At 45.4% G+C, this 24237-nt stretch carries 22 protein-coding genes; 10 read left to right on the forward strand and 12 right to left on the reverse strand.

Going from position 1 to position 24237, the window contains the following annotated elements:
- Positions 1–12 precede the first annotated feature (12 nt).
- Together ABDW16_RS08195 and ABDW16_RS08200 are read right to left on the reverse strand one after the other, a co-directional pair.
- Entirely contained in the window at positions 13–1011 is a 999-nt protein-coding gene (locus tag ABDW16_RS08195) for a phosphotransferase (RefSeq protein ID WP_343668964.1), read from the reverse strand.
- Positions 1012–1014: 3 nt separating this feature from the next.
- Complete coding sequence (locus tag ABDW16_RS08200) at positions 1015–1491, reverse strand: MarR family transcriptional regulator (RefSeq protein WP_343668966.1); 477 nt, start codon at positions 1489–1491, stop codon at positions 1015–1017.
- Positions 1492–1821: 330 nt separating this feature from the next.
- Here ABDW16_RS08200 and ABDW16_RS08205 point away from each other — a divergent pair, with 330 nt between their 5' ends.
- The 3 genes from ABDW16_RS08205 to ABDW16_RS08215 are packed head-to-tail and all read left to right on the forward strand — an operon-like array spanning position 1822 to position 5366.
- The gene (locus ABDW16_RS08205) at positions 1822–2031 is read left to right on the forward strand and encodes a hypothetical protein (RefSeq protein WP_343668968.1); all 210 of its coding nucleotides are present in this window, start codon (positions 1822–1824) and stop codon (positions 2029–2031) included.
- A gap of 13 nt (positions 2032–2044) precedes the next feature.
- A complete protein-coding gene (locus tag ABDW16_RS08210) occupies positions 2045–4243 on the forward strand; it encodes an alpha-N-acetylglucosaminidase (RefSeq protein ID WP_343668969.1) in 2199 nt (732 codons plus the stop codon).
- The gene (locus ABDW16_RS08215) at positions 4233–5366 is read left to right on the forward strand and encodes a DUF5009 domain-containing protein (protein WP_343668970.1); all 1134 of its coding nucleotides are present in this window, start codon (positions 4233–4235) and stop codon (positions 5364–5366) included. The genes ABDW16_RS08210 and ABDW16_RS08215 overlap by 11 nt, the downstream gene beginning before the upstream one ends.
- 43 nt (positions 5367–5409) lie before the next feature.
- On the opposite strand, the gene ABDW16_RS08220 is transcribed toward ABDW16_RS08215, so the two are convergent.
- The 5 genes from ABDW16_RS08220 to ABDW16_RS08240 all read right to left on the reverse strand — a co-directional run bounded on the left by ABDW16_RS08220 (position 5410) and on the right by ABDW16_RS08240 (position 11932).
- The gene (locus tag ABDW16_RS08220) at positions 5410–6276 is read right to left on the reverse strand and encodes a DUF4349 domain-containing protein (protein ID WP_343668971.1); all 867 of its coding nucleotides are present in this window, start codon (positions 6274–6276) and stop codon (positions 5410–5412) included.
- Between the two features lie 27 nt (positions 6277–6303).
- Complete coding sequence (locus tag ABDW16_RS08225) at positions 6304–8436, reverse strand: DNA topoisomerase 3 (protein WP_343668973.1); 2133 nt, start codon at positions 8434–8436, stop codon at positions 6304–6306.
- A 110-nt stretch (positions 8437–8546) separates the two neighbouring features.
- Complete coding sequence (locus ABDW16_RS08230; protein ID WP_343668974.1) at positions 8547–8813, reverse strand: UBP-type zinc finger domain-containing protein; 267 nt, start codon at positions 8811–8813, stop codon at positions 8547–8549.
- 6 nt (positions 8814–8819) lie between these two features.
- Positions 8820–10511, reverse strand: a complete 1692-nt coding sequence (locus ABDW16_RS08235; protein ID WP_343668975.1) for an FAD-dependent oxidoreductase — start codon at positions 10509–10511, stop codon at positions 8820–8822.
- A gap of 23 nt (positions 10512–10534) precedes the next feature.
- Positions 10535–11932, reverse strand: a complete 1398-nt coding sequence (locus ABDW16_RS08240) for an ATP-binding protein (protein WP_343668977.1) — start codon at positions 11930–11932, stop codon at positions 10535–10537.
- A gap of 257 nt (positions 11933–12189) precedes the next feature.
- Between ABDW16_RS08240 and ABDW16_RS08245 the strand changes: the two genes are divergently transcribed.
- Together ABDW16_RS08245 and ABDW16_RS08250 are read left to right on the forward strand one after the other, a co-directional pair.
- Positions 12190–12636: a response regulator gene (locus ABDW16_RS08245; RefSeq protein WP_343668978.1), complete on the forward strand. Its 447-nt coding sequence runs from the start codon at positions 12190–12192 to the stop codon at positions 12634–12636.
- Between the two features lie 23 nt (positions 12637–12659).
- Positions 12660–14636, forward strand: a complete 1977-nt coding sequence (locus tag ABDW16_RS08250; RefSeq protein WP_343668979.1) for a PAS domain-containing protein — start codon at positions 12660–12662, stop codon at positions 14634–14636.
- A 106-nt stretch (positions 14637–14742) separates the two neighbouring features.
- Here ABDW16_RS08250 and ABDW16_RS08255 read toward each other — a convergent pair whose 3' ends face one another.
- The 4 genes from ABDW16_RS08255 to ABDW16_RS08270 are packed head-to-tail and all read right to left on the reverse strand — an operon-like array spanning position 14743 to position 21087.
- A complete protein-coding gene (locus ABDW16_RS08255) occupies positions 14743–17307 on the reverse strand; it encodes a hypothetical protein (protein ID WP_343668980.1) in 2565 nt (854 codons plus the stop codon).
- A gap of 17 nt (positions 17308–17324) precedes the next feature.
- Positions 17325–19442: a hypothetical protein gene (locus tag ABDW16_RS08260; protein ID WP_343668981.1), complete on the reverse strand. Its 2118-nt coding sequence runs from the start codon at positions 19440–19442 to the stop codon at positions 17325–17327.
- Positions 19435–20853, reverse strand: coding sequence for a hypothetical protein (locus ABDW16_RS08265; protein ID WP_343668983.1), 1419 nt, complete (start codon positions 20851–20853; stop codon positions 19435–19437). The genes ABDW16_RS08260 and ABDW16_RS08265 overlap by 8 nt, the downstream gene beginning before the upstream one ends.
- 39 nt (positions 20854–20892) lie before the next feature.
- On the reverse strand, positions 20893–21087 hold the full coding sequence (locus tag ABDW16_RS08270; RefSeq protein ID WP_343668984.1) for a hypothetical protein: 195 nt from the start codon (positions 21085–21087) through the stop codon (positions 20893–20895).
- Positions 21088–21334: 247 nt separating this feature from the next.
- Between ABDW16_RS08270 and ABDW16_RS08275 the strand changes: the two genes are divergently transcribed.
- The 4 genes from ABDW16_RS08275 to ABDW16_RS08290 all read left to right on the forward strand — a co-directional run bounded on the left by ABDW16_RS08275 (position 21335) and on the right by ABDW16_RS08290 (position 23280).
- Positions 21335–21772, forward strand: a complete 438-nt coding sequence (locus tag ABDW16_RS08275; RefSeq protein WP_343668986.1) for an Hsp20/alpha crystallin family protein — start codon at positions 21335–21337, stop codon at positions 21770–21772.
- Between the two features lie 163 nt (positions 21773–21935).
- Positions 21936–22178 (forward strand): hypothetical protein, encoded by a 243-nt coding sequence (locus ABDW16_RS08280; protein WP_343668988.1) that lies wholly within the window; start codon positions 21936–21938, stop codon positions 22176–22178.
- The gene (locus ABDW16_RS08285) at positions 22175–22858 is read left to right on the forward strand and encodes a sterol desaturase family protein (RefSeq protein ID WP_343668989.1); all 684 of its coding nucleotides are present in this window, start codon (positions 22175–22177) and stop codon (positions 22856–22858) included. The genes ABDW16_RS08280 and ABDW16_RS08285 overlap by 4 nt, the downstream gene beginning before the upstream one ends.
- Positions 22855–23280, forward strand: a complete 426-nt coding sequence (locus ABDW16_RS08290) for an SRPBCC domain-containing protein (protein WP_343668990.1) — start codon at positions 22855–22857, stop codon at positions 23278–23280. Before ABDW16_RS08285 ends, ABDW16_RS08290 begins: the two co-directional genes overlap by 4 nt.
- On the opposite strand, the gene ABDW16_RS08295 is transcribed toward ABDW16_RS08290, so the two are convergent.
- A complete protein-coding gene (locus tag ABDW16_RS08295; RefSeq protein ID WP_343668991.1) occupies positions 23236–23580 on the reverse strand; it encodes a hypothetical protein in 345 nt (114 codons plus the stop codon). The two genes, ABDW16_RS08290 and ABDW16_RS08295, sit on opposite strands and share 45 nt — an antisense overlap.
- 145 nt (positions 23581–23725) lie before the next feature.
- Between ABDW16_RS08295 and ABDW16_RS08300 the strand changes: the two genes are divergently transcribed.
- A complete protein-coding gene (locus tag ABDW16_RS08300; protein ID WP_343668993.1) occupies positions 23726–24235 on the forward strand; it encodes a hypothetical protein in 510 nt (169 codons plus the stop codon).
- Positions 24236–24237: the final 2 nt, after the last annotated feature.

Consider the following 24237-nt stretch of genomic DNA (forward strand, 5'->3'; position numbering starts at 1 on the left):
AACTCAAAAGCTTTAATTTAAAAGAGAAAGAGACTGTTCAAATGCAGGTTGTTTCATTTCAGTTAATGCCTCCTGCATGAGCATCTTTCCGTATAGTATTTTCCCTTCATAGCTTCCTAAATTTACCTCACCCTTACTCATCATCTTCTTTACTTCAAGCAGGGTAGGCACCTTCATATCCTGATCATGCGTATCCTTCATCTCGCCTGCCATTCTTAAGAAGATAGTGCCATAATACAGGAATACCACCTGCCTCATAAGGTAGAACTTTGCCTTTTGCAAAGGCGTAGGCGTCTCGCCAAAATACGCAGTGAGAAACGTATCGATGTGCTGTTCGTTCGCTGCAAAGTACAGGGCTATTATTGCCAGATCTACATATCGGTCATTTTTAAAACTTGCTTCCCAGTCAATAAGCCAGATCTTTTCTCCATCATAAAGTACATTGGCAGGGTTCAGGTCATTGTGTGAAGATACCAGTTCTTCATTGATGGGATAGACGGCCCTGATCTGATCAAAATACCTGAAATGATCTGCTGTGGCGCTTTCAGGAAACATATTCATTTCCAGAAAACGATCTCTGAAATGTGTCATCCCCTCCAGGAAATTGATCAATGGCGGAAAGAGAGGGAGGGCATGGACAGCCTTTACTTTTTCAGCGATGCGTTTCAGCTGCACATCTTTGTCTGGCAGACCTACCCAGATGGGTGGACCTGCAATAAATTGGGAAATAGAAATTGCTGCAGCTGCATCGGCATATAATACAGCCGGTGCAATACCTGCATCAGCCGCAGCGCGCAGGCAAGCATATTCACGTGCCGGATCAACCAGTTTGTTGATGGCCATAACAAGCCTTAAAATATAGGCCTGACCGTTTACCTGGATCTTGTACACTAAAGCAGGGGATAGTCCCCTCGTCATGAGGTCAATAGCTTCTACTGTAGTTGTCCCAAATGTTTGCTGCAGGGCATTCTCTACAGCCTGTAGTTTGTGGGGAGGTAAAATGGAAAGCATAAATTAAATAATGTTGCCACCAAGTTCTGTGAGCATGTCAGAAAAAGCGTCCAGTTTTTTGGCTTTGGCAGTGGTGATGGTATCTGTAGAAAAAATGTCCTGGGCCACAACTTCGGCAGAGGCAAGGGCTTCTTCAAAAATCTGTTTACCAATCTCAGTAAGACCTACATAGCTGACGCGGGCATCTCTTTCATAGGCTTCCCGCTGTACGAGGCCTATTTTCTCTAAGGGTATCAGCATACGGGTGACGCCGGAGGCGGTAAAGCCAATTTTTTCAGCGAGGTCCACACGGCGCAGTTTCTGGCCGGGTGCTTCGTGTAGTATCAATAAAATGGCAAAGTCAGTATAGCCAATGCCATGGCCGGATAAACGGGTTTCTAACCTTCTGGAAAGGATTACATGTGCCTTCGAGAGGTTGAGTATGAGCTTTAAGGATGGACTAATGTTAGTCATGGTATTTAGTTGTAAAATACTTGACATGTCAAGTATTTTACGAAGGTAGAGGATTCCTGATTAAAAAACAAAATCCTCCACTGAAGTGTGAATTATTTCTTTTACAGGACTACCACGCAATATCTGTGAGCAGAAAGGTTGTCTTTGCGACACTTATAGTTTATATTTATCCCAAACTATCATGCAATGAATTTCCGTTATGTATTACTGGTCATGTTGATCGAGGAAATATGCCGGAGAATACAGATTTTGTTAATAAATTACTGACGAATAAGGAAGTATTGGATATCGATCGGCATAATGTAGGTAGCTGCCAGTTATTCAGAAAAGGTGATGCTGTAGTATGGGTTATCAAAAATGCCGGATACCGGTGACTGGAATGTAGCATTGTTCAACCTGGGGGATAATGCGCAGGAACAGTTGGTCACTTTTGCAGATTTAGGTATTAAAGATAGTTGGCAAACCAAAGATTTATGGATGGGAAAAGAACAGGGAACAACCAAAGGATTGATTAAGCAGACTGTACAACCACATGGTACAGTATTACTGCAGTTACATAAAAAATAAGAAAACAGTGTCTATGAAAGTTTTTAGCAGGGTACTTTGTATCTGTGGGCTTGTCATGTTTGCACATTTGTCGGTGTCGGCACAATTGAATAAGCCGGCGGCACTGGCGCTCATCAAACGTGTATTGCCTGCGCAGGCAGCTTTTTTTGAGGTAGGTGAACTGCCCGCTTCTGCAGCAAAAGATGTATTTGAGATTACACCACAGCGGGGAAAGATTTTATTGAAAGGGAATAATGGCGTGGCGGTAGCTGCTGCTTTGTATTATTACCTGACTGAATACTGCCATTGCCAGATTACCTGGAATGGCACGCAGCTGAAACTGCCGGCTAAATTGCCTATGCCTGCAGCTACTGTAAAGAAAACCACTCCTTATCAATACCGGTATTACCTGAACTATTGCACATTCAACTATAGCATGAGCTGGTGGGATTGGAAGCGCTGGCAAAAGGAGATCGACTGGATGGCCATGCATGGCATCAATATGCCACTGGCTATTACAGGCGAAGAGTATACCTGGTATGAAGTATATAAGCAAATGGGTTTTACTGACAAGGAGCTGGAAGGGTTCTTTTGCGGCCCTGCTTATTTCTCCTGGTTCTGGATGGGAAATTTAGATGGCTGGGGTGGCCCGCTGCCACTGAGCTGGATGAAGAGTCATAAAACCCTGCAGCAGCAAATTCTGGCACAGGAACGTGCTTTGGGTATGACGCCGGTGTTACCTGCATTTACAGGACATGTACCAGCAGCATTTAAAGAAAAATATCCCAATGCAAAACTAAAAGCAACTAACTGGAACAATGGTTTTGCAGATACCTACATCCTGGATTCAGAAGATCCTTTGTTTGCAAAGATCGGCAGGCAATTCCTGGAAACGCAGGCAAAGCTGTTTGGAACAGATCATTTGTATTCAGCCGATACATTCAATGAGAATGAACCCCCTTCTGATGATCCGGAGTTCCTGTCTAAACTGAGTGCACGGATTTATGAAGGAATGCGACAGGCAGATACCAGTGCAGTGTGGGTAATGCAGGGATGGCTGTTCTACAGTGATCGTAAGTTCTGGAAGGCGCCCCAGATCGAGGCATTGTTGAAAGCAGTACCTGACAATAAAATGATCTTATTAGACCTGGCGGCGGAGATAGAACCAGTGTGGAAAAGAACAGCTGCATTTTATGGTAAGCCATGGATCTGGAACCAGCTGAACAACTTTGGTGGCAATGTGAATTTGTTCGGTCGTTTGGAAGGAGTGGCTGCGGGGCCAGCATTGGCACTGCAGGATCCAAATTCCAGGAACCTGAAAGGAATCGGGCTGACGATGGAAGCGATTGAAAACAATCCCGTGATTTACGAACTGACCATGCAGCATACCTGGCAGACAGATGCTATTCAACTGGATGAGTGGTTGAGAAAATATGCACGTAACCGTTATAGTGTAGATAGTGATACATTGGTGCAGGCATGGCAGGTATTACGGAAGACGGCTTATAATGGACAAACAATACGAGACGGAGCAGAGTCTATCATTACCGGCAGACCTACATTTGATAGTACCACCATCTGGACAAGGACAAAGCTGAACTATGCACCGCTGGACCTGATTCCTGCATGGGATCTATTCATACAGGCAGCTAAGAAAGGGGTGCGTACGGATGGATTTACGTATGACCTGGTAGATGTAACAAGACAGGTAATGGCGAATTATGCCACGCCTTTGCAACAGCAATTTGTAAGAGCCTATAAAGCTGGAGACACGATCGCGTTTAAGAAATATAGCAAAGCGTATTTACAACTGATAGATGATCTGGACAGGTTATTGGCGACAAGGAAGGATTTCCTGCTGGGACCATGGATTGCGAGTGCAAGGAACTGGGGTACTACACCTGCGGAGAAAGCACTTTATGAACAGAATGCACGTGACCTGATTACATTGTGGGGAGATGCAGAGAGTCCGCTTCATGAGTATGCTAACAGGCAGTGGAGTGGGTTATTGAAGGATTTCTACAAGGTACGCTGGGAGAAATTCTTTGATTATCTGGCCAAAGAGAAGCAGCCGGATTTCAAGGCATTTGACAAGCAAATCAGCCAGTGGGAATGGCAGTTTGTAAAGACGCAAAAGAACTATCCTTTAACCACCAGTGGTGATCCGGTAGTGGTAGCACAGCAGATGTACACAAAATATCATGACCTTATAGTAGCAGCTTATGAAAGATAATCAACGATTGCAGTCTTTAGACGCACTGAGAGGGTTTGATATGTTCTGGATCATGAGTGGGGAGCATATTATACATGCGCTGGCGAAGGCGACAAAGTGGGCGCCGGTAGTGTGGATGTCAGCGCAGTTGAATCATACGGAGTGGAATGGGTTTACATTTTATGATATGATCTTTCCGTTGTTCCTGTTTATTGCAGGGGTGACCATGCCGTTGTCTTTGCAGAAGAAGATGGATGTGGCTGGGGTGAAGTATACTTATTTATTGCCTGGTGAGGAGAAGCGGAAGTTGTATAAGGTGATGCTGAAACGGGCTTTGATATTGGTGGTACTCGGTTTTATTGTGAATGGGTTATTGAAGTTTAATGGATTGGAGAATACCAGGTTTCCGAGTGTGTTGGGAAGGATAGGTCTGGCGTGGTTCTTCGCAGGGTTGATTAGCCTGAACTTTTCAGTGAAGGGGCAAGTGTATTGGTTAGTGGGGATCTTGTTGGGGTATTGGGCATTGATGATGTGGGTACCAGTGCCGGGATATGGAGCGGGTGTGCTGACGATGGATGGATCATTGGAGTCTTATATTGATAGGATGTTGGTACCGGGTAGGTTGCATGATAAGGTGCATGATCCGGAGGGAGTGTTGTCTACATTGCCGGCGATAGGCACGGCGCTGTTAGGTACGCTGGTTGGGACGTTTATACAGCGGGGAGTGCAGGCGCCGGGCCGAAAAGGGACAGCATTGTTAATATTTGGAGGAGCATTGGTTTTGTTGGGATATGTATGGGGATTGAGTTTTCCAATTAATAAGCGGTTGTGGACGAGTTCATTTGTATTGTATGCAGGTGGGTTTAGCGTCTTATTTCTGGCCCTGTTTTATTTGATAATAGATGTGTGGGGATGCAGGAAGTGGGCTTTTCCATTTGTGATTATTGGTACGAATTCGATCCTGATCTATATGGCTGCGGAGGGGATGGTAGATTTTAAATATACGGCAGGGTTTGTGTTTAATGGGGTGATACAATATGCACCGTTATTGTGGCAGCCGGTGTTTGTGGCGATGTCGGTGACGTTTGTACAGTTATGTTTGTTGTATGTTTTGTATAGGAATAAATTGTTTTTAAAAATTTAATTCGTACCCGCCCCCCACCCCTTGGGTGGGGGGCGGGTACAGATTATTTAAACATGCCTAATATGTTTAGCTTATCTATTATTAATAACAACACAAAGACAAGAATTGATAATACCGTAAAGCCAATCACTGTATAAGCAAAGTAATGGATAGTCCACTGCAGCGCAATCTTTACCCTGTGGATAAATGAAATGGATTGAACGGTCCCTAACTCATACAATGACAACTTCACTGTACAGAACTCATTTTCTGTATTAAAATTCCCCAAATCGACACCCAGGTTTTGCAACCTGTCTTCCAGCTCCAATTGTCTATCATAAATAGGTAACAGATCCTGATTAGAACCTGGTTGTTTTTTTAATGCTTCTAATGATTCAACTGTTTTCTCTAAAGAAACCTTCTGCGCATTCAGCTGTCGGTATTCGTTCGTTTTATCTACTTTCGTAACAGACATGGACCGGATCGTACCAATCCCCTGTATATCATGATAAAAGGAATCAAACGATTCAGGATTCACCCCAACCATTAAATGCAACTCACGATCGCCTTTCCTCCCTAATGCCTTTTCATATTGGATCATGGCTTTGTAGGACTCTATTTTTTTTCGCACATTTTCCTCGTCCTTTGGAAAGTCATGACTGATAGTTCTGACCACTGCTGTCTTTTCATACTTTTGATTAGTAGAAAAATCCGGTTGTGCACCTCCGGTAGTGGCCTTCCTGATTTTGGAAGTAGCATAGTTCCTTCTCAGTCCATTCACCTGGTCAAAATAATTCTCATAATAATCCCCCGAACTGTTTGTGTTCGATGCTACATACCCGTAAATCAGCCTGAAAATAAACAGTACAAAAAATACTCCCGCCCCCCAGCGGAAGAGACGCCAGAACCTGGCCTTAATTGAGGCTTGCATAGATTAAAATTATAATGTGAATATAGGTTAATTTTCTACAGCAATGCCGAATTCTGCATTCAGCATCAACTTACCTTCTGCCGTTGTCCCATCTGGCATTTTCAACCCTTTCAATTTTGTGGTTTTCCCTTTGGTCAGCAGATCAATCATTTGTTTATCAGACAATTTCTTTCCATGGGTTTCAAAAGGCACCTTGAATCCACACACTTTAAAGTTGGAACAGCCATACGCCGCATTCCCTTTGATCAGAGGATGCTCTTTACATTTAGGGCACTGCAGGCTGGCAATTTCCTGTTTGGGTTTAGGCGCTTTTTGGGTTTTCTCTTCTTTTTCGGGTGCAGGGGCAGGTGCGGGCGTTTGCACCGCTACAATGGTCTTGTAAGATGCATTTTTTACTTCCTGGGTCAGCTCCACCACCATCTGGATCAGTTCCTGTTTAAAGGTATCCAGCTGGTATTCTCCTTTTTCTATCTGTCTTAATTTCCGCTCCCATTGCCCGGTGAGCTCTGCGCTTTTCAGCAGGTCTGAGGTGATGGTATCGATCAGGTCTATGCCGGTCTGGGTAGCGAATATGTTCTTTTTCCTCTTCTCTATGTATTTACGTCTGAAGAGGGTTTCGATGATATTCGCACGGGTAGAGGGGCGGCCGATACCGTTGTCCTTCAGTAACTCTCTCATTTCTTCATCCTCTACCTGCTTACCGGCTGTTTCCATGGCACGAAGAAGGGTAGCTTCCGTAAATGCTTTCGGAGGGGTGGTCTTACCCTGGTGTACCCTTGGGGTGTGAGGACCACTTTCACCTACTACGAATACCGGCAGCACTTTTTCTTCGTTTTCTTCTTTGCCGTCTTTCGATTCTTTGGGAGCGGGTGCATCATTGGCATACACTTCCTTCCAGCCGGGTTCCAGTATCTGCTTACCTGTTACTTTAAATTCTACCTGCCCTACTACACCCAGTACGGTGGTATTCGAAATCTTACACTCCGGGTAGAAGGCTGCAATAAAGCGCCTGGCCACCAGGTCGTAAATGCGCTTTTCTTCCAGGGGTAGATTGCTGGGATATTCGCCCGTAGGGATGATGGCATGGTGATCCGTTACCTTTTTATCGTCAAAGACGGTTTTGAGTTTGGGAATCGGGTTCGCCAGGAGAGGGGCGGTCAGGTTTGCGTATGGTTTCAGGTCCTGCAGAATGCCTGCTACTTTGGGGTGCAGGTCTTCAGAGAGGTAGGTGGTATCCACCCTGGGGTAGGTGACCAGTTTTTTCTCGTACAGGTTCTGGATATATTTTAAGGTATCATCTGCGGTGAAGGCAAATTTCTTGTTGGCTTCCACCTGCAGACCGGTCAGGTCAAAGAGGCGGGGATTACCTTCCTTTCCTTCTTTCTTTTCGAAACTCGTGATTTCGAAAGGATGTTGTTTCAGGTATTCCAATCCTTTATTGGCCCGGTCCAGGTTTTTGATACGGTCGATGGTGGCAGTGAATTCCGTTTCGCGGTAAATGGTTTTGAGCTCCCAGTATTCTTCTGACACGAAGGCGTTTATTTCCTTTTGCCTTTGTACGATCATAGCAAGGGTAGGGGTTTGCACACGGCCGATGGACAAGACGGTTTTGCCGATGGCAAACTTCTTGGTGAAAAGGCGGGTAGCATTCATACCCAGCAGCCAGTCGCCGATGGCACGGGCACTACCGGCAGCATATAGGTTATTATACTGGTCAGCATCTTTGAGTTTCTGGAAGCCGTCGCGAATGGCTTGTTCTGTCAGCGAGGAAATCCACAGCCTTTTCACAGGTGCAGTGCACTGCGCTTTGAGTAATACCCAACGTTGAATGAGTTCTCCTTCCTGCCCGGCATCCCCGCAGTTGATCACCTCGTCACAGGCTTGCACTAAGGTTTCGATAACTTTGAATTGCTTTTGTACGCCTCCGTTGTCGATGAGTTTAATGCCGAAGTGGGAGGGTATCATGGGAAGGTCTTCCAGTCGCCAGAATTTCCATTGTTCTGAGTAATCATGGGGTTCTTTGAGGGTACAGAAGTGCCCGAAGGTCCAGGTCACCTGGTACCCGTTTCCTTCATAGTATCCATCTTTGCGTGTTTTAGCGCCGATTACTTCAGCGATGTCGCGGGCGACACTTGGTTTTTCTGCAATGCAAACCTTCATAAGGAAGGCAAATGTAGGGAAAACAAAACCAGCGAAAAAATCACTTTTGCCATTGGCAAAAGTGATTTTTTCGCTGGTGGGCATTGGCTTGCAGCCGGCTAAAATGCTATTTAGTATTCAACGAATTGCTCATCTATATAACACCACAACCACCTTTCCCCAGGCTCTGCCGATATCACTACCGGGTGTTGTGTTTTGTGAAAATGTTTCGTCATATGCTTTTCCGGCGACTGGTCGCAACACAGCGTTGCCCCGCAGGTCTGGCAGGTGCGGAGATGTACCCAGTCAGATCCTGTTTTAACACACTCCTCGCATACATGCTCCTCATCAACCTTGAGTGTTTTGATCGCTGTAATATGTGAACAAATTTCTGCCATAGTGATTTATTTCACCTCTGCGAGGTATTTGTGAACAAAACTGATTGCCATAGACCCTTCGCCTACGGCCGCCGCCACCCGGTTCATGGCATTGGCCCTTACGTCGCCCGCTGCAAAAATGCCCGGACAACTGGTTTCCAACAGGTAAGGGTCCCGCTGCTGCTTCCAGATCTTCTCAAACTCAGGATGTGTGAACAGGTCCCTGCCCGTTTCAATAAAACCCTTGTCATTCTTGATAATATTCATTTCCAGCCACTCTGTAAACGGTTTTGCACCAATAAAGATGTATAACCCATCCGCATGTTCCTGCGTTTGCTCACCTGTTTGGATATTGGAAATGATCAGGCATTCCAGCCTGTCAGATCCCCTGGCTTCCACCACTTCAGCAAATGGTCTTACATGAATATTGGGTGTTTCCACAATTCTGTCTATCAGGTAGGCCGACATGGTGCTGGACAGATCTTCCCTGCGAATAAGGATATTCACATTTCTTGCAAACCGGGAAAGATACATGGCCGCCTGTCCGGCGGAGTTACCGCCACCCACTATGAACACATCTTTGTCTTTGCAGGCAGGGGCTTCCGTCATGGCTGCACCATAGTAAATACCGGCACCTGTAAAATCAGCCACGCCCTTTGTATCCAGTGTGCGATAATCCACACCAGTGGTAATCACCACGCTCCTGCTGTTTACAAAACTGTCATCTTCCAGGATGATCTTATTATATCCACCCGTATGTTCAATAGCTTTCACTGATTGCGGAGTGATGAACTCAGTTCCTAGTCTTTGTGCCTGGGAAATGGCTCTGCGCGCCAGGTCAGATCCACTCAGCCCTTTTGGAAAACCTAGGTAATTCTCAATCCTGGAACTGGTGCCTGCCTGTCCGCCGGGTGCACGTTTTTCTATCAGCAGGGTTTTCAATCCTTCAGAAGCGCCATACACGCCTGCTGCTAATCCGGCAGGTCCTGCACCTATAATCACCACATCGTACATCTCATGTTTGATCTGTGGATTCAATCCCACTTTGCGGGCCGTATCCTGTATAGAGGGATTGGAAAGGTAAGTACCATCTTCGAAGAAGATGACCGGCACATCCTTTTCATCCATTCCATTCAGGGCAAGCAGGTTACAACCTTCCTGGCTGGTATGTATATCCAGCCATTTATATGGAATAAGGTTCCCCGCCAGGAAATCTTTGATAGCATGGCAGGTACGTGAATACTGGTATCCAACCACCTTGATGCCTTTGAATTCGGGATGATAATCGCTTTTCCAGTCGTCCAGCAGGTCATCGATCACCGGATAGAGTTTATCTTCCGGCGGATCCCATGGTTTTACCAGGTAGTAATCCAGTTGTACGGAATTGATGGCTTTAATTGCAGCATCCGTATCAGAATAAGCCGTTAGCAATACCCTTTTTGCATCCGGGTAAAACTTGAGGGCTTTCTCCAGGAAGGTTACCCCGTCCATCACCGGCATTCGCTGATCGCTGATGAACATGGCGATGGTTTCCCCTTTGTTCTTCAGTTCCAGCAGGCTATTGAGCGCCTCCTGCACATCGGAAGTGCTGATTATTTTATAATGTTGTCTATACTTGTTTTTCAGGTCACGTACAATCGCCCGCAGTACCTGCGAATCGTCGTCAATACAAAGAATAATAGGTTGAGTCGTATTTTTCTCAGTGTCTTTATCTGGCATAAGCGCACCGTTTTTTTTGTGAATTAATGGACAGGAATAGACACAGAAAATTGTGTCTTTCCCGGAGCTGAATTTACTTTAATATTTCCATGATGTTGTCGCACGATCTGATTAGAAATATCCAGACCCAGCCCGGTACCTTTTCCTATTTCTTTGGTAGTAAAGAAGGGGTCGAAGATCCTGGACTGGATATTTTCAGGAATACCGGGGCCGTTGTCGATGACGGAGACCTTTACACAGGTACCATCTTTCTCTGTTTTTATTTCCAGGATACTGTTTTCCCTGCCCTGCATAGCATCGACCGCATTATCGATCAGGTTGGTCCATACCTGGTTCATTTCCCCGATCATGATACTGACAGGAGGAAGGGAAGTATCGTAGTTTTCTACGAGTTGTACATGCCCTTTACGCAGTTTATACTCCATGATATTGAGTGTATTCCGGATGCCCTCATGAATATCTGTGAGCCTTTTATCATGGGATTGGTCCATGTGGGTAAAGGTCTTCACGGAGCCTACCAGTTTTACGATGCGGGCAGAGGCTTCTTCGATGTCCAGTACCATTCTTTCAGTGATGAGGTTCTTGTCGAGCCAGTTGAGGACTGCCGATAGGGAACCGGGCGACATATGAGTTTTGAATTCTTCCAGTACGTCGATGGTAAAGCCGAATTCCACGAAGTTTTCTGCTATTTCCATGCTATTGGCCACATTGTGGTCATCCAGCCAGTCCGCCATGTCATCTTCCTTTTCGCCTCTTTCCATCATGGTGAGTTTGGGCCTGTCGGTAGATTTGAGGATAGAGAACATTTTGTCTTTCACGAAGACCACATCTTCCGGGGTCATCTGTATGGCCATGACCTTCTGAAAGGTATCTGGCATGAGTTGCAGGTGCTTTCTTAAAGAGGACGCGCTCCTTACGATGGCGGCAGCGGGGTTGTTCAGTTCATGCGCCAGGCCGGCGGAGAGTTTACCCAATGCCATCATCTTTTCATTCTGGCGCATCATGGTGGTATAGTCCCTGACCCTGTTTGTCATCACATGTACCAATGCCTGGGTGAGTTCAAACTGGGTATGGATCATGGCGTCGATCTTTTCGATAGGGAAGCACATGAGTTGTGTTTCCTCTATCGCTTCACTGTAGATAGTCGCTTTGTGACCCCGGGAGAAGGGGAGATAGCCACTGATAGTACCTGCTTCCATGACAGTTATTTCGACAGGGTCGTTGTTCTGCAGGTAGTACAGGCGAAGCCTGCCGGAAATAAGGATGTAGGTGGCATTGAGAGGGTCCCCTGTTTTGAACATGAAATCCCCTGGTTGAAGCGTTTTGGGTTCGCTGTTTTCGGCCAGCCACTGGAGTTGCCCGACGGGTACGTCTTTGAACGCCTCGACAGACTGCAGCCATTCGGTGGAAATGTTTACCATAACTTAAAGTTAAAGATAATTTGCCCTTAAGCGTTCAGCAAAAGGTGTTCCGGAAAGGATAGACGAGAAAAGCGATGAAATGTACAAGTGGGAAAGCCTGCGTATTTGATTATAATAACATTAAAGATAAAAAATCGCTGGGGCTTTTGCCTTATTTTACGTAAGTTTAAATAACACGCGTGCATGCGTCCTCCCTATTGACCTATAAAAGCACATGAACATGTCTAAGTAATTGTTTCAGTGATAAATGTAAGACGATGTCAAAAAGTGGAAAGAAAATATTTTTAGCCGATGACGATGCCGACGATTGTCTGCTTTTTGAAGATGCCCTTAGAGAGGTTGCGGACGATATTATTCTGACTACAATCTCTGACGGCATAGAACTCATGGATATGCTAGTGGAGCGCGTTCCTCCGCCTCCGGACATGATCTTCCTGGACTTGAATATGCCTCGTAAAAATGGTTTTGAATGTCTCAGAGAAATCAGGACAGATCAACGCCTCAAGTCTATTCCCGTTATCATCTTTTCTACCTCATCACAACCAGAATTTATTGAACAGGTGTACATTTCAGGAGCCAACCGATACATCAGGAAGCCATCTTCCTTTTCGGAACTCATGAAAGCAATAGCAGAAATGTTGTCTATTGATTGGGATACCAATGAAAGATTCCCTGAACGGGATAATTTCTTTATCTCCTTTTAAGCAAACAAGGGTTACAATTGGCAATGGATACAGCTCCGCTATTATCCGAACATGAATATGCATTAGTAATGGATGCTATAAATAACGAAAGCCGTTTCAGGGAAAGTGTGGAACAGGCGCCGGTAGGTATTGCTATTTTCAGGACCCGGGATATGGTGATTGAAATGGCCAATGCCATGTACCTGGAACTGATTGCCCGCCCTATGGAAGCAGTGGTAGGCCGGTCGCTCTACGACGTATTGCCCGAGGTAAAGGAGTTGGCAAAGCCCCTGCTGGACAATGTATGGGATACCGTAAGCCCGTATTATGGCAATGAATTTCCTGTCACCCTGATCAGACATGGGGTACCTGAATTGATGTATTTCAACTTCGTCTACCAGCCGCTCAAAAATACCAAAGGGGAAATTAATGGTGTGATGCTGGCTGCAACCGATGTCACAGCTGCGGTAGCTGCTAAACATACCCTGGTGGAAAGTGAGACCCGGTTTCGCAACCTGGTGATGCAATCGCCTATTGCCATGGCTATTTTCAAAGGTCGGGATATGGTAATTGATATGGCGAATATTACCATGCTCAAAACAATGTGGCGTAGATCGTCCGAAGAGGTAACCGGCCGTGCATTGCTGGATGTATTTCCGGAACTGGAAGGGCAGCCGTTTCCCAAATTATTACAGCAGGTGTTTAATACCGGCCTTGCCCATCAGGAAAAGGGGGCAGTGGCATATGTAGATGGTCCGGATGGTATGCGGAAATTCTACCTCGACTTTGAATATTCCCCGCTGTTTGACCTGGAGAAGAATGTATATGGCATCATGGCTACTGTATATGATGTGACAGAGCGAAAGGAGCAGGAAATGGCATTGCGCCTGTCAGAAGAAAAATTCCGGGTGCTGGGGGAGACCCTGCCACAGATGATCTGGACTACAGATGGAGAAGGCAGATTGACTTATGCAAGCCGGAAGTATTTTGAGTTTACGGGAATGACGCTGCATGAACTACATGGAGCAGGTTGGTTCAATGTAATACACCCGGAGGACCTGGTAAAGAACTTACCCATATGGCGGGAGGCGGTGGCCAAAGGTATGGAGTACCAGTTTGAGCATAGAATGAGAAGGTCAGATGGTACGTATCGCTGGTACCTGACACGTACAGTACCGCAAAAGGATGCGGAGGGGAATGTGAATATGTGGGTAGGGTCTGCGACAGATATTCATGAAGGCAGAATGTTTATAGACAAGCTGGAAGCAGAAGTACAGGAACGAACCAAGGAGTTGCAGCGGTCCAACGATGATCTGAGAAATTCGAACGAGGAGCTGGCGCAGTTTGCATATGTGGCCAGCCATGACCTGCAGGAGCCTTTGAGAAAGATCCAGACATTTGCGAGCCGGTTGCTGGATACAGAGTTCAATAATATTTCAGATAAAGGGAAGGATTATTTCAGTCGTATGCAGGCGGCAGCGCAGCGAATGCGGCAGTTGATAGAAGATTTATTAACGTTTTCGAGGGCGAGCAATAATGGGGATCAGTTATTTGAGTATGTAGATCTAACGCTGGTATTGACAAGGGTGAGAGAGCTGCTGAGTGATCAGATAGATAAGAAGGATGCCCTGATAGTATATGATTTATTGCCGGTGCTATCGGCAATTCCTTATCAGATAGAGCAATTGTTTACAAATTTGTTGAATAATGCATTGAAGTTTTCGAGGAAAGGAATGAAGCCAATCATTGAGGTGAAGATGGAAGATAGTGTCTATACATTGGTAGGAGGGCTGCCTTATCATAAGATTACGATTGCGGATAATGGGATAGGGTTTGATCCGCAGTTTAGTGAAAGGATTTTTCAGGTGTTTCAGCGATTACATGTGAGGAATCAGTTCGAGGGAACGGGGATAGGATTGGCGATTTGCAAGAAGATAATGGATAATCATAAAGGGATGATAACGGCGGCGGGGAAGCCGGGGGAAGGATCAGTGTTTACGTTATTATTCCCGGTGGGGTAAAAGGAATTTGGGTTTTTACCCGGCTGCAAATTTGGGGTTAGCTGGCCGCAGGCCATTTCCCCCCTAAACAAAAACGCTTTTGCCTATGGCAAAAGCGTTTTTGTTACTATAATTTGGGTGCAAGTAATTCCCATAATTCAGGACTCCATGGCCATTGTTGTTTTACAATTCCCTTATCCATATCTTTTAATACAGGCGGGAAAACTTTTCCTGCAAATGCAGGTTCCAGTCGCTTCACTACTTTACAAACTGCTATGTATACGTGTGCAGCGGCAGCTGTCAGTTCCGGACCAGGAGATGCTTGTCTTGCATAATCATTCCATTTTTTCCAGAATACATATACCATTCTATCTCTTAGTGTGTTTTCTTCCGGCAGTTGCCGGATGTTATTATACAGGAGGGTTAAAAAAGACTGCAATTTTTGTACATCCCCATAAATAGACCTTGCCCATTTACCATTGGCTTGTCTGAAGAGGTGTTCTAATACTACATAGGGCAAAGTTGCCTCCGGACTGTTAGAATCAGGAATGTTGTTAAATATTTGTTCAATCAGATCGCCCGGTTCAAGTGCAAAGAGTAATTCTGCAATCGGCCACTGGCTATATAATGCTGCCCACCCCTGGTATTCCCAGTCATTCAAAGTAGCATATCGTCTTTTTGAGTGTAGAGTAGGCATGCTGAATTTGATATACTGTGCATAATTCTCTGGTGTGAATAAACGGTTTAGTTGTTCCCTGTATGCAGGATCTATGAAACCGGTTCCTTCGAGATATTTACGCACCATGTACTGTGCATCCTTATCAGACGCATTTTGCAGGTAGTCGAGACTGATCTGCACCAGTTCTGGTGTAACCAGTTTGCCTGTCTGCATGATCTGTAATAACTGGTGGAGAATGCCGCCGGGTTTCGGCATGCTCAATAATAGTTTATAGAGTTCGATGACTTCTGCTTTTTTGATGGTCCTGTTCTGCCATGCATCCTGAAGCATTCTTTCTGCTTCCATGAAGGTTTGCATACCATTCTTCTTCATCATGGTTTGCCTGAAGGCAGGCAGGAAAGCACCGGTTTGGTCGCTCTTGTCAGCATCACTCAGCAGCCAGTTTGCTTTTGTGAGCGATATGATATGTGGTAATTGTGCCCTCACGTTGGTATCAGTTGCTGCGAGCTTACCAAGCAGCTGTACCCACTCATCCAGCGGAGACTGTGGGTACCAGGCAATATGCCTGTATAATGAAGTCAAAATTGCTGGTGCTAATTGACTAAAATCGACTTCGAGTGTTTTGAGCAAGGCGTAGGTAGCTGCCAGTTCGCGGATATCTTTGGATTGTTCCAATAGTAAACCCAGACTCCGTTTCAGGTCAGGAGAATCGCTGTAGGAGAAGGTTTTCAGCCGTGCTATGACAGCGTTGCGTGTTTGATCGGGATACCAGTTGGATTCCAGCACTTCTCTGAACAGTTGTAATAATGCCTCTTTATTGGCAGGAGTAACAGGCACTTCCAGCACTGCATTGATCAGCTGTGTTTTCAGGTAGTGGTCAGTTTCAGCGATGGCAAGGTTAGTGAGTAATTGTAGCGTGGCTTCAGATTTACGACCGCTATGCAATAGAACGGTTACCAGCGCGCTACGTAGTGCAGGTAGGGGTTCCTCTTTTATTGCCTCTGCCAGCGCAGGTTCCAGCAGTACGAATTTCTTTTCCAGGTAGGGAATGGCTGCTTCTCTTACATAAGGGTTCTTGTCATGCAGGGCAGTAATCAGCAATGCTGGTATTTCACAATGTTTCAGCAAAGACAGTACACGTATTTTCAGGCCGGCAGAAGGTGTTTGTGCAAATAACTGTGTTAGTGCCCCCTGCAATTCAGGATGCGCTACCAGCCTGTCTCTGACCAATGCCAGCAGTTCCGGCTGATCTGGAGCTTTTTGCAAAGCGGAAAATATGCCACTGAATAAAGTAGTGTCAATTTCACGGAGGTTCGACAGTAATGCAATAATGGCTCTTCTTACATACAGGTCTGTTTCTGCCATGAACCTTGTGGAAAGTTGTTCGATCACGGTAGCAGAAGGTGCAGGTAACCCGGCTAAGAACCCGATGGCCGTTTCTCTGGTCTTCCTGCCTTCCAGCGGGGAAAGGAACTGTAATGCCAATGTAGCTGCTGTATCTGTGGGGAACCGTGTTACCAGGTATAGCAAAGCTGGTTTTACGCTGGCAGGTGCCAGGGCGATGAAATCGCCTACTTTGGTAATAGTATCTGCAGATATATTGACTGTGCGACTCAGCCCTTCCAGGCATATTTGTTGAATTACCGGATCAAGGTCATTCACCAGTGTGTCTGCGAGTATTTCCTGTACACCATCCAGGTGTGCTGCGAGATTGCTCACGGCCTCTATGGCAAGGCGGCGCAATGGCCTTTCGGGTTCCAGGCAGGCAAACCAGCTCAGGGTATCAATCAATGCTTCCCGCTGGCTCAGGCGGGTAGTGGGGATGTTCACCAGCAATTTCAGCATATGTGCACGCACAGAAAGGGTATTCTCCTCCCTGGCAGCAGCGGCCAGTTTTTCTACCGCTTCGTCAGTTTCAAGGAAAGGTTGCAGGCTATTGAGCGCTTCCAGTCTTTCATGTTCTGGTCGTTCTGCGGAAATTAATATATCGAATAAAGCAAGAGCTTCTGACATCTTCAAAATAGTTTAGGTTAATCAGCAAATCCGGGTCCGTCATCATTTGTTTTGGGTGCTTGTAATGCTGCTACATCCATGCAGGCATTGCGGCAGGCATCTTTCATGGCCCTCATAGTATCATTGTCCTGTGGTACAAATGGTTTGGCCAGAATGGCTTGTAGCAGGTCCGGAACGGGGGCCCAGCTACAGTTTGCCTGCAGGTAGCTGATGTATGGCAGTATGCCGGCAGGTGTACTTTGTTTTTCAATCTGCTGCATAAATTCAGTGGCTGTTGGCTGTAAAACCTCGTTTAGCAAAATCAGGTTGATGTAGCGGCCTCTTTTTTCCAGTAGTTGCCACAGCCCTTCTTTCAGTTCTGCAAAACCGGGATTACCTTTTAACGCCAACAGGTAATGATTGAATTTGGATTCATTGCCCAGGTCAATGGTCAGTACCTGTGTGAGGGCGTATCTGCTCAGGTTATCGTCCATACCTTTGTTCACGGCGAGAAAGCGGAGTATTTCAATATCAGACACTCCTTCCTGATACAGGCTGCTGCTGTTGCCCGGTGTCAATGCCGCCCAGAGGATGCGGTTGGCCATTTCAGGGTTTTCGTCATAATACATCCAGATATGTGGGAAGATGCCGGAGAAGTTGTGCTCCACATCTGCTTTGTGTAGCCATTGTTCCCAGTTGATGTTGGAGCTGCCAGCCTGGGAGACGGCGTTTTCCTGTACATATGTGCAGATTTCCTTCATAGCCTGGTCCTGTTCATGATCTGCCAGTTGGCCGAATACCTTCACTGTAGCAGGGTTGAGCTGTGGAATCATACTGATCTTCTTCGCCAGCAGGTGGCGCAGTTCCCTGTTCAGTTGTGTATGTAATAACACAGGAGCGGCGGCTTCCACTATTGCTATATTCTCTTTGGTGAGAGGTATGAGCAGGATGCCTTTGATACCTGCTTCTTTGATAGCAGGTGATGGTGCCTGCAGGGCCTTGCTGTAAAAGCTGTTCAGGCTATCATCATTAGGTGTGAAAGCCGTAATGGCCTGCAGGATTGCAGTACGGCATTCTTCTTTTTGTTCCTGTTCGTAAGCCTGTACAAAGCGTTCGAAGAGAGGGGGACGCTGTGCAATGAGTTTCCCTAAAATATTATAAATGACCACCGCCAGATCTGTCCGGATGTTTTGTGTGGACAGTGCCAGCAGGGCATTTACGAGTGTTTCATTTTTGGCGGTATAGGGGGCCAGTAAGTATAGCAGTTGTAGGTTTTGAGCAGTAGCGAGTTGTGCACACAGGTGTTCAATGATAGCAGGTGTAAGTTTTAAACTGTATTCAAATACCCTTAAAGCAGCCTGTTTTACACCCTGATCAGGGTCTTGTGTATAGGCGTGCAGGATAGTATTTGTGAGTTCAGTACTGTCTATGCCATGTACGGCCAGCAGTTGTATACACCAGGTGCGGATAAAGGCGGTAGTGTCAGTTTTGATCAGTGTGGACAAAGCTTCTGCTGGCACGAAGGAGCGGTCAAAGCAGAAACGGAGCACCATTTCTTTGATAGCAACTGGTTCTTCAGGTCTTAGTAATGCTGATATTGTTGCGATGTCTAGTGTATCCTGTAGCAGGAGTCTGTTTACAATGACCAGTTTATCTGTTTCGGCTGCCTCATGCATGATCTCTTTGTAAAAAGCGATGTCTTCCTGGCTGGCGTCTACAGGTATTAATAACCAGGAGAGAATGAGGTGGCTGGTGTCTGCATTCTCCTGTTGTTTATAGAATTGAATCAGGTGTTGTCTTGCAGTTGGATCAGAGACAGACAAGCGGCCTAATATAGGCAGGATCAGATCGCGCGATTCATCCTGTGCCAGCGAGGCGACCATAATATTGATCAGTGCTGTGGTATCGCTGAGTTGGCGAAGGCCGGTACCTGCCAGTTGACGGATCATATCCGCTTTAAGGGTAGTATCTGTTTCGGCGGCTATCAGGGACAGCCATTTCTCAGCAATGGCGGGGTCATGAAGATAGCGGGTGGCGCCGGACAATAGTGAATACTTTGTATCAGTATCAGAGAGGGGCACCATATCCAGCATCATTAAGGTTTGAGCCGTATGTGCTGCCCGTCTTTCCCTGATCTCATCAGTGATCTTACTCATATTTTAATACGTTGGGTTTAATACCGGAAAGGGCGTCGGCGAGTGTTTGTTGTTGCGCAGCGTCCAGGTCCAGTTTAACAATAGCATCCAGGGCTTTTTGCCTGGAGAGTGTATCAATCAGTTCATTGCGTACTACGGTCAGCAGTACGTCGAAGTTGTGGGTAATGCCGGGGCGGAGATAGCCATCGAGGCAGAGGCGCAGCAGCTCTCTGTCAGTATCATAGCGCAATACATCTTCCAGGGCAGGAATGATCTGTGGATAGATTTCCGCAACATTGGCCAGCAGGCCCGCGCAGGTGACCCTGAATGGAGAACCGGGATCTGTAAGTTCCATGGCAAATACGTCGACCAGTTGTGGATGACGTGCTACAGAGAGGGCTTTCACCTGGTTGAACAATACTTCGCGTATACTTTCGTCTCTTTCGCGGGTAAAGAGCAGTAAGAGTGGATCGAGGATCTGTTCTGTTTTCAGGCTCCTGGTTATGAGTGAGAGTACCTTTCTTCTATGTTCGGGTACTGGCAGGTCTTTGAGGCTTTCCAGCAGGATATTGCTGATGTGTGTATCTCTACCCATGTAAGGGGCCAGCATATTGGTGATGGCGGCAAACTCTCCATCGTCATATACCGAAGGATTGGCGGCGAAGGCATTGGCCACGGCCAGCCTGATTTCCGGAATGCGCATGGAGGGTTTGATGAGTTCCAGTATTTCGTACCGGATATTGTTAGTACCTGTTTGAGACAGTGCTGTAGCTAAGGTAATGAGCTGTGTATCGCTCATTTGTTTATTGTCGGCGAGGCGGCGCATTACGCGTATGCGGATGTCCGGATCGTTTTTGATATCGAGGTAGGGCTGTGCCGCAGCGAAGAGTTTATCTCCCCAGCGGGTGCATTTTTCTGCCAGGGTGAGGGCTTGTGATTGCAGCAGCCCCGGGGAATTGCGGTGTTTTTCCAGGGCGGTCACGGCCATCTCTTCTGTGATGAGTGGCAGGTTAGCCAGGGTATCCTGGATGGCTACCATTTCAGGTTCACTGAGATGGGGGTTGGCAGAGAGTTCGATGAAGAAGTCTACCAGTTGCTGGTCCTGGTGAATACTGTCCTGTAGTCTGAATAGCAGGGCTACGCGGGTATCTCTTTCCTTTTCCTGTCTGAAGAACTGGAGCAGGGCATCGAAGAGAACGCGTGGTTCCGGAAAGCGGGAGGTGTTGAGTGAAGAGAGGAAGAACATGACTTCGTCCCGCAATCTTTTGTCTTTGACATCAGGTAATACCTGTAGCAGCGCGGTGATGACTTCGGGTTCGTGCAGGTGGCTTTTGGCCAGCTGTAGAATCTGTGTTTTGATCACTGTTTCTGCGTGTAGGCTACCCAGTACCTGTCTGATCAGTCCCGGTAGGGATTGTTGGGTTTTGTCCATAATGTTTTCAATTAAAGATATGCTGATATAAAAGGGAGCTTACAATGTGGTAATGGCCTCGATCCTATCCAAAGCGACGGTGCATCTTTTGCCATCAGGTGTCCTGAGTTCTACGGCTTCCTGGTTCAGGTTGGTTACAATACCCTGTAGTATGGCGTGGGTGATGTAAATACTGATTTGTTGCTGTTCCAGGCGGCTGTTTTCAAGTAAGGATATGAATATGGGTGATGGCATGGATGATCCGTTTTAATTAAAAATGAGGCAACAATAAAAATTGCATACGAACATTAACAGGCTCAAAAGTAAGGAAGTTTGATTTTAATAACAACCTGAGGAGGGGAGACTGAAAAATTTTCACATTTTATTGATAAAACTGTCAGTCATCCTGCAAAAATTTCGGTTTGCCTTGGCTGGCACCGGATTTGAGGAGATTTGAGAGATGAAAAATGGTATTGTTTAACTTTTTAAAATGAGTTTTACTATGTCTATCATTAAAAGAAATTACACGTTCCCGTCAGTATTTGATGATTTTTTCACCCGTGAGTTGTTTAACTGGGGAAACGATAACTTTTCTGCAAGTAATACTACGGTTCCATCAGTAAACATTAAAGAGTCTGAAGATTCATTTGATGTAGAAGTAGCGGCGCCGGGTATGGAAAAGAAAGATTTTAATATAACCCTGAATGGTACAACGCTGACTATTTCATCAGAAAAGCAGCAGAAAGAAGAGAAGAAAGAAGAAAATTATACGCGGCGGGAATTTAGTTATCAGTCATTTAAGAGGAGTTTCCAATTGCCAAAGGATGTTGTCGATGCGGATAAAATTAATGCGAAGTATGAGAATGGGTTGTTGCAGTTGACTATTCCTAAGAAAGAGGAAGCGAAGAAGCAGGGGCCGAGAATGATTGAAATTGGCTAGTAAGTAAAAGAGGCAGACTATTGGGTCTGCCTCTTTTTTTATCCTGCCAGGTATGGTAGGATTCTTAACATAGGGTAAATTTAAAAAAAATTATATTTGAACGGATTTTACCCACGTAATCAAAATTGTCATGATCCCCCAGCATTTACAATCTACATACAGTATGTTGACATGTGCTTTTAAGCAACCGTTGGATCAGCATGTATACGAAGGTGTGATACGAATATTGTATCATGATATGTCTGATACCAACCTGGCGCAGGTATTGTCTTTCATGGTGGATAGAGAACTGGCTGTGATTAAGAATGATATAGCCCGATATTATAATGCAGACGAAAGTCAGTATCTTGATGTAAGAAAACAACTCATCAGCTGTGGGTATGATGATTGGTTAAATGAAGAATGATTAATTTCTTATTACAATATTTGTTGCACCTGCCAATTGGAATAGTGTGGCTCATTTTTTTCGTGGAAAATGTGATGATTACCTGTGGGGTATTGCTGATAGGCGGGTATTTTTATAAAGGCGGGTATACGGCAAAGGAGTGGGGGATTTGTTTGATTACCAATGTATTGAATACAGTGGTGACCTATGGTGGGTTTTGGTTGTGGAAACAGGGAGTGATTGTGATTTCAGTAGTGGGAACGTGGCGTATTTTAAGTGATTTTGTGCTGTTATTTCTTGCGATGGATTTATTGATGTTTGTTTTTCACATCATTATCCACAAAACATTTTTATATAAGGCGGTGCACCAGTTGCATCATGAAGCCATTGATCCGAAGCCAATAGATTTGTTTGTATTACATCCTGTGGAGACGATTGGATTTGGGAGCTTGTGGCTGATGTTGCTAATGGTGTATCCGTTTAATATTTATGCGATTATCATCTACCTGGTAGTGAATGTGATCTTTGGGCTGGCGGGGCATTTGGGCATAGAGCCATTGCCGGCAAGAGTACGGAATTTACCCCTGATTAAATATTTAGGAACATCTACATTTCATCATCATCATCACCAGGATATTCAGTATAACTTTGGTTTTTATACCAATATATGGGACAGATTGTTTAATACCCTGTATAAATGACAGTAACGATTAATTGTTCGCCAGCCACACTTTGGAAGGTATTAACAGATACGGCCATTATGCCCAAATGGATGGGAGAAGAGATGAATATCAATGTAGAAACCAGCTGGGAGCTGGGTTCACCTATTTTTATCCGTGGGTTTCACCATGTAGCTTTTGAGAATAAGGGAATAATATTACAGTATGAATATGGTCGGATTTTGAGTTATAGTCATCTGAGCGCTGTCTCCCGGTTGGAAGATGTACCTGAAAATTATACTGTACTGGAATTTCTTTTGAATGGTACCGAATTGACTATTCGCCTGCGCAACTTCCCCACAGAGGTGATTCAAAAGCACCTGGAATTTTACTGGCGAGGCACTATTTTCAGAATTAAATCAATTGCGGAGGAGCTTTCTTCTATAGAAAAAGATCCTCACTAACGAGACAAGCTCACAGACAGCAGTAATTCCCAATGCATATTTGAAAGTAGCAGGATCTACACCTAAGATGAATACAATCAGGATTACAACAGGCAAAATCAACATACCATATCCTTTCCATCCAATCCATTTATAGGTAAGAGATACCAACACCCCCCAGATCAGGCTGAAAAAGCCCGCAGCCCCCAATAATGACAGCATAGCAAAGCCCCCTTTTTCAGGTACGAAAAAGTGATAGAACACGATGCTCCATAAGGCGACGAGAAGGATATAGAGCAGGATATATGGTACGGATTTCATAGCGGCAAAAATATGAGAAAATCTTAATAAAGATCTTTATTAATTCGCTTGCCGGGGAGGGTGAATAACGGCTCATTTTCTATTCCCTTGTAGTTTAATGTAACTTCCGCAACAGGTGTTTCGTTTTATCTCTAAACCTATATTAATGAAAAATGTTTTCCCTGTTATCCTGTTATTATTTGTATGCCTGTTCGGCTCGTGTAAGAAAATAGAGTTTGCTGATGAATTAGCCCGAAGTAAGGACGTCTATATTGCTTTTAAGGCATCCACGGGCAATTCCTATGCTTATGTGGTGAGGACTGATAGTTGGATCGGCGTGACCACGCTGACTACTATTACAGTCGAGAATGGCAAGGTGGTAAAGCGTGCTTATGTGTTGAAGGAACGGGTTGATACGATAAATGAGTTGGTGGTAAAGGATCAGTGGACAGAGGATGCTTCAAGTTTGGGCTCACATGAGGCGGGGGCTGATATACAGACGCTGGATGATGTATATGACCGTGCAAGGAAAGACTGGCTGAAGAAGCGGGATGATGCGAATACTTATTTTGAGGCGAAGAATAACGGGATGATTTCAACGGCGGGATATGTGAATAAGAATTGCGCGGATGATTGTTTTGTAGGGATTGAGATTAGTTCTATTGAGAAGTTATAGAA

The sequence above is a fragment of the Chitinophaga sp. genome (genome assembly GCF_039596135.1).
Lineage (GTDB): Bacteria > Bacteroidota > Bacteroidia > Chitinophagales > Chitinophagaceae > Chitinophaga.

Excerpts from the sequence above, each read along its gene's own strand:
- ABDW16_RS08210 (WP_343668969.1), top strand. The coding sequence starts at position 2,045 with ATGAAAGTTTTTAGCAGGGTACTTTGTATCTGTGGGCTTGTCATGTTT.
- ABDW16_RS08275 (WP_343668986.1), top strand. The coding sequence starts at position 21,335 with ATGTCTATCATTAAAAGAAATTACACGTTCCCGTCAGTATTTGATGAT.
- ABDW16_RS08250 (WP_343668979.1), top strand. The coding sequence starts at position 12,660 with ATGGATACAGCTCCGCTATTATCCGAACATGAATATGCATTAGTAATG.
- ABDW16_RS08245 (WP_343668978.1), top strand. The coding sequence starts at position 12,190 with ATGTCAAAAAGTGGAAAGAAAATATTTTTAGCCGATGACGATGCCGAC.
- ABDW16_RS08290 (WP_343668990.1), top strand. The coding sequence starts at position 22,855 with ATGACAGTAACGATTAATTGTTCGCCAGCCACACTTTGGAAGGTATTA.
- ABDW16_RS08205 (WP_343668968.1), top strand. The coding sequence starts at position 1,822 with ATGCCGGATACCGGTGACTGGAATGTAGCATTGTTCAACCTGGGGGAT.
- ABDW16_RS08300 (WP_343668993.1), top strand. The coding sequence starts at position 23,726 with ATGAAAAATGTTTTCCCTGTTATCCTGTTATTATTTGTATGCCTGTTC.
- ABDW16_RS08215 (WP_343668970.1), top strand. The coding sequence starts at position 4,233 with ATGAAAGATAATCAACGATTGCAGTCTTTAGACGCACTGAGAGGGTTT.
- ABDW16_RS08270 (WP_343668984.1), bottom strand. The coding sequence starts at position 21,087 with ATGCCATCACCCATATTCATATCCTTACTTGAAAACAGCCGCCTGGAA.
- ABDW16_RS08220 (WP_343668971.1), bottom strand. The coding sequence starts at position 6,276 with ATGCAAGCCTCAATTAAGGCCAGGTTCTGGCGTCTCTTCCGCTGGGGG.
- ABDW16_RS08280 (WP_343668988.1), top strand. The coding sequence starts at position 21,936 with ATGTTGACATGTGCTTTTAAGCAACCGTTGGATCAGCATGTATACGAA.
- ABDW16_RS08195 (WP_343668964.1), bottom strand. The coding sequence starts at position 1,011 with ATGCTTTCCATTTTACCTCCCCACAAACTACAGGCTGTAGAGAATGCC.
- ABDW16_RS08295 (WP_343668991.1), bottom strand. The coding sequence starts at position 23,580 with ATGAAATCCGTACCATATATCCTGCTCTATATCCTTCTCGTCGCCTTA.
- ABDW16_RS08200 (WP_343668966.1), bottom strand. The coding sequence starts at position 1,491 with ATGTCAAGTATTTTACAACTAAATACCATGACTAACATTAGTCCATCC.
- ABDW16_RS08255 (WP_343668980.1), bottom strand. The coding sequence starts at position 17,307 with ATGTCAGAAGCTCTTGCTTTATTCGATATATTAATTTCCGCAGAACGA.
- ABDW16_RS08260 (WP_343668981.1), bottom strand. The coding sequence starts at position 19,442 with ATGAGTAAGATCACTGATGAGATCAGGGAAAGACGGGCAGCACATACG.
- ABDW16_RS08265 (WP_343668983.1), bottom strand. The coding sequence starts at position 20,853 with ATGGACAAAACCCAACAATCCCTACCGGGACTGATCAGACAGGTACTG.
- ABDW16_RS08225 (WP_343668973.1), bottom strand. The coding sequence starts at position 8,436 with ATGAAGGTTTGCATTGCAGAAAAACCAAGTGTCGCCCGCGACATCGCT.
- ABDW16_RS08240 (WP_343668977.1), bottom strand. The coding sequence starts at position 11,932 with ATGGTAAACATTTCCACCGAATGGCTGCAGTCTGTCGAGGCGTTCAAA.
- ABDW16_RS08235 (WP_343668975.1), bottom strand. The coding sequence starts at position 10,511 with ATGCCAGATAAAGACACTGAGAAAAATACGACTCAACCTATTATTCTT.
- ABDW16_RS08230 (WP_343668974.1), bottom strand. The coding sequence starts at position 8,813 with ATGGCAGAAATTTGTTCACATATTACAGCGATCAAAACACTCAAGGTT.
- ABDW16_RS08285 (WP_343668989.1), top strand. The coding sequence starts at position 22,175 with ATGATTAATTTCTTATTACAATATTTGTTGCACCTGCCAATTGGAATA.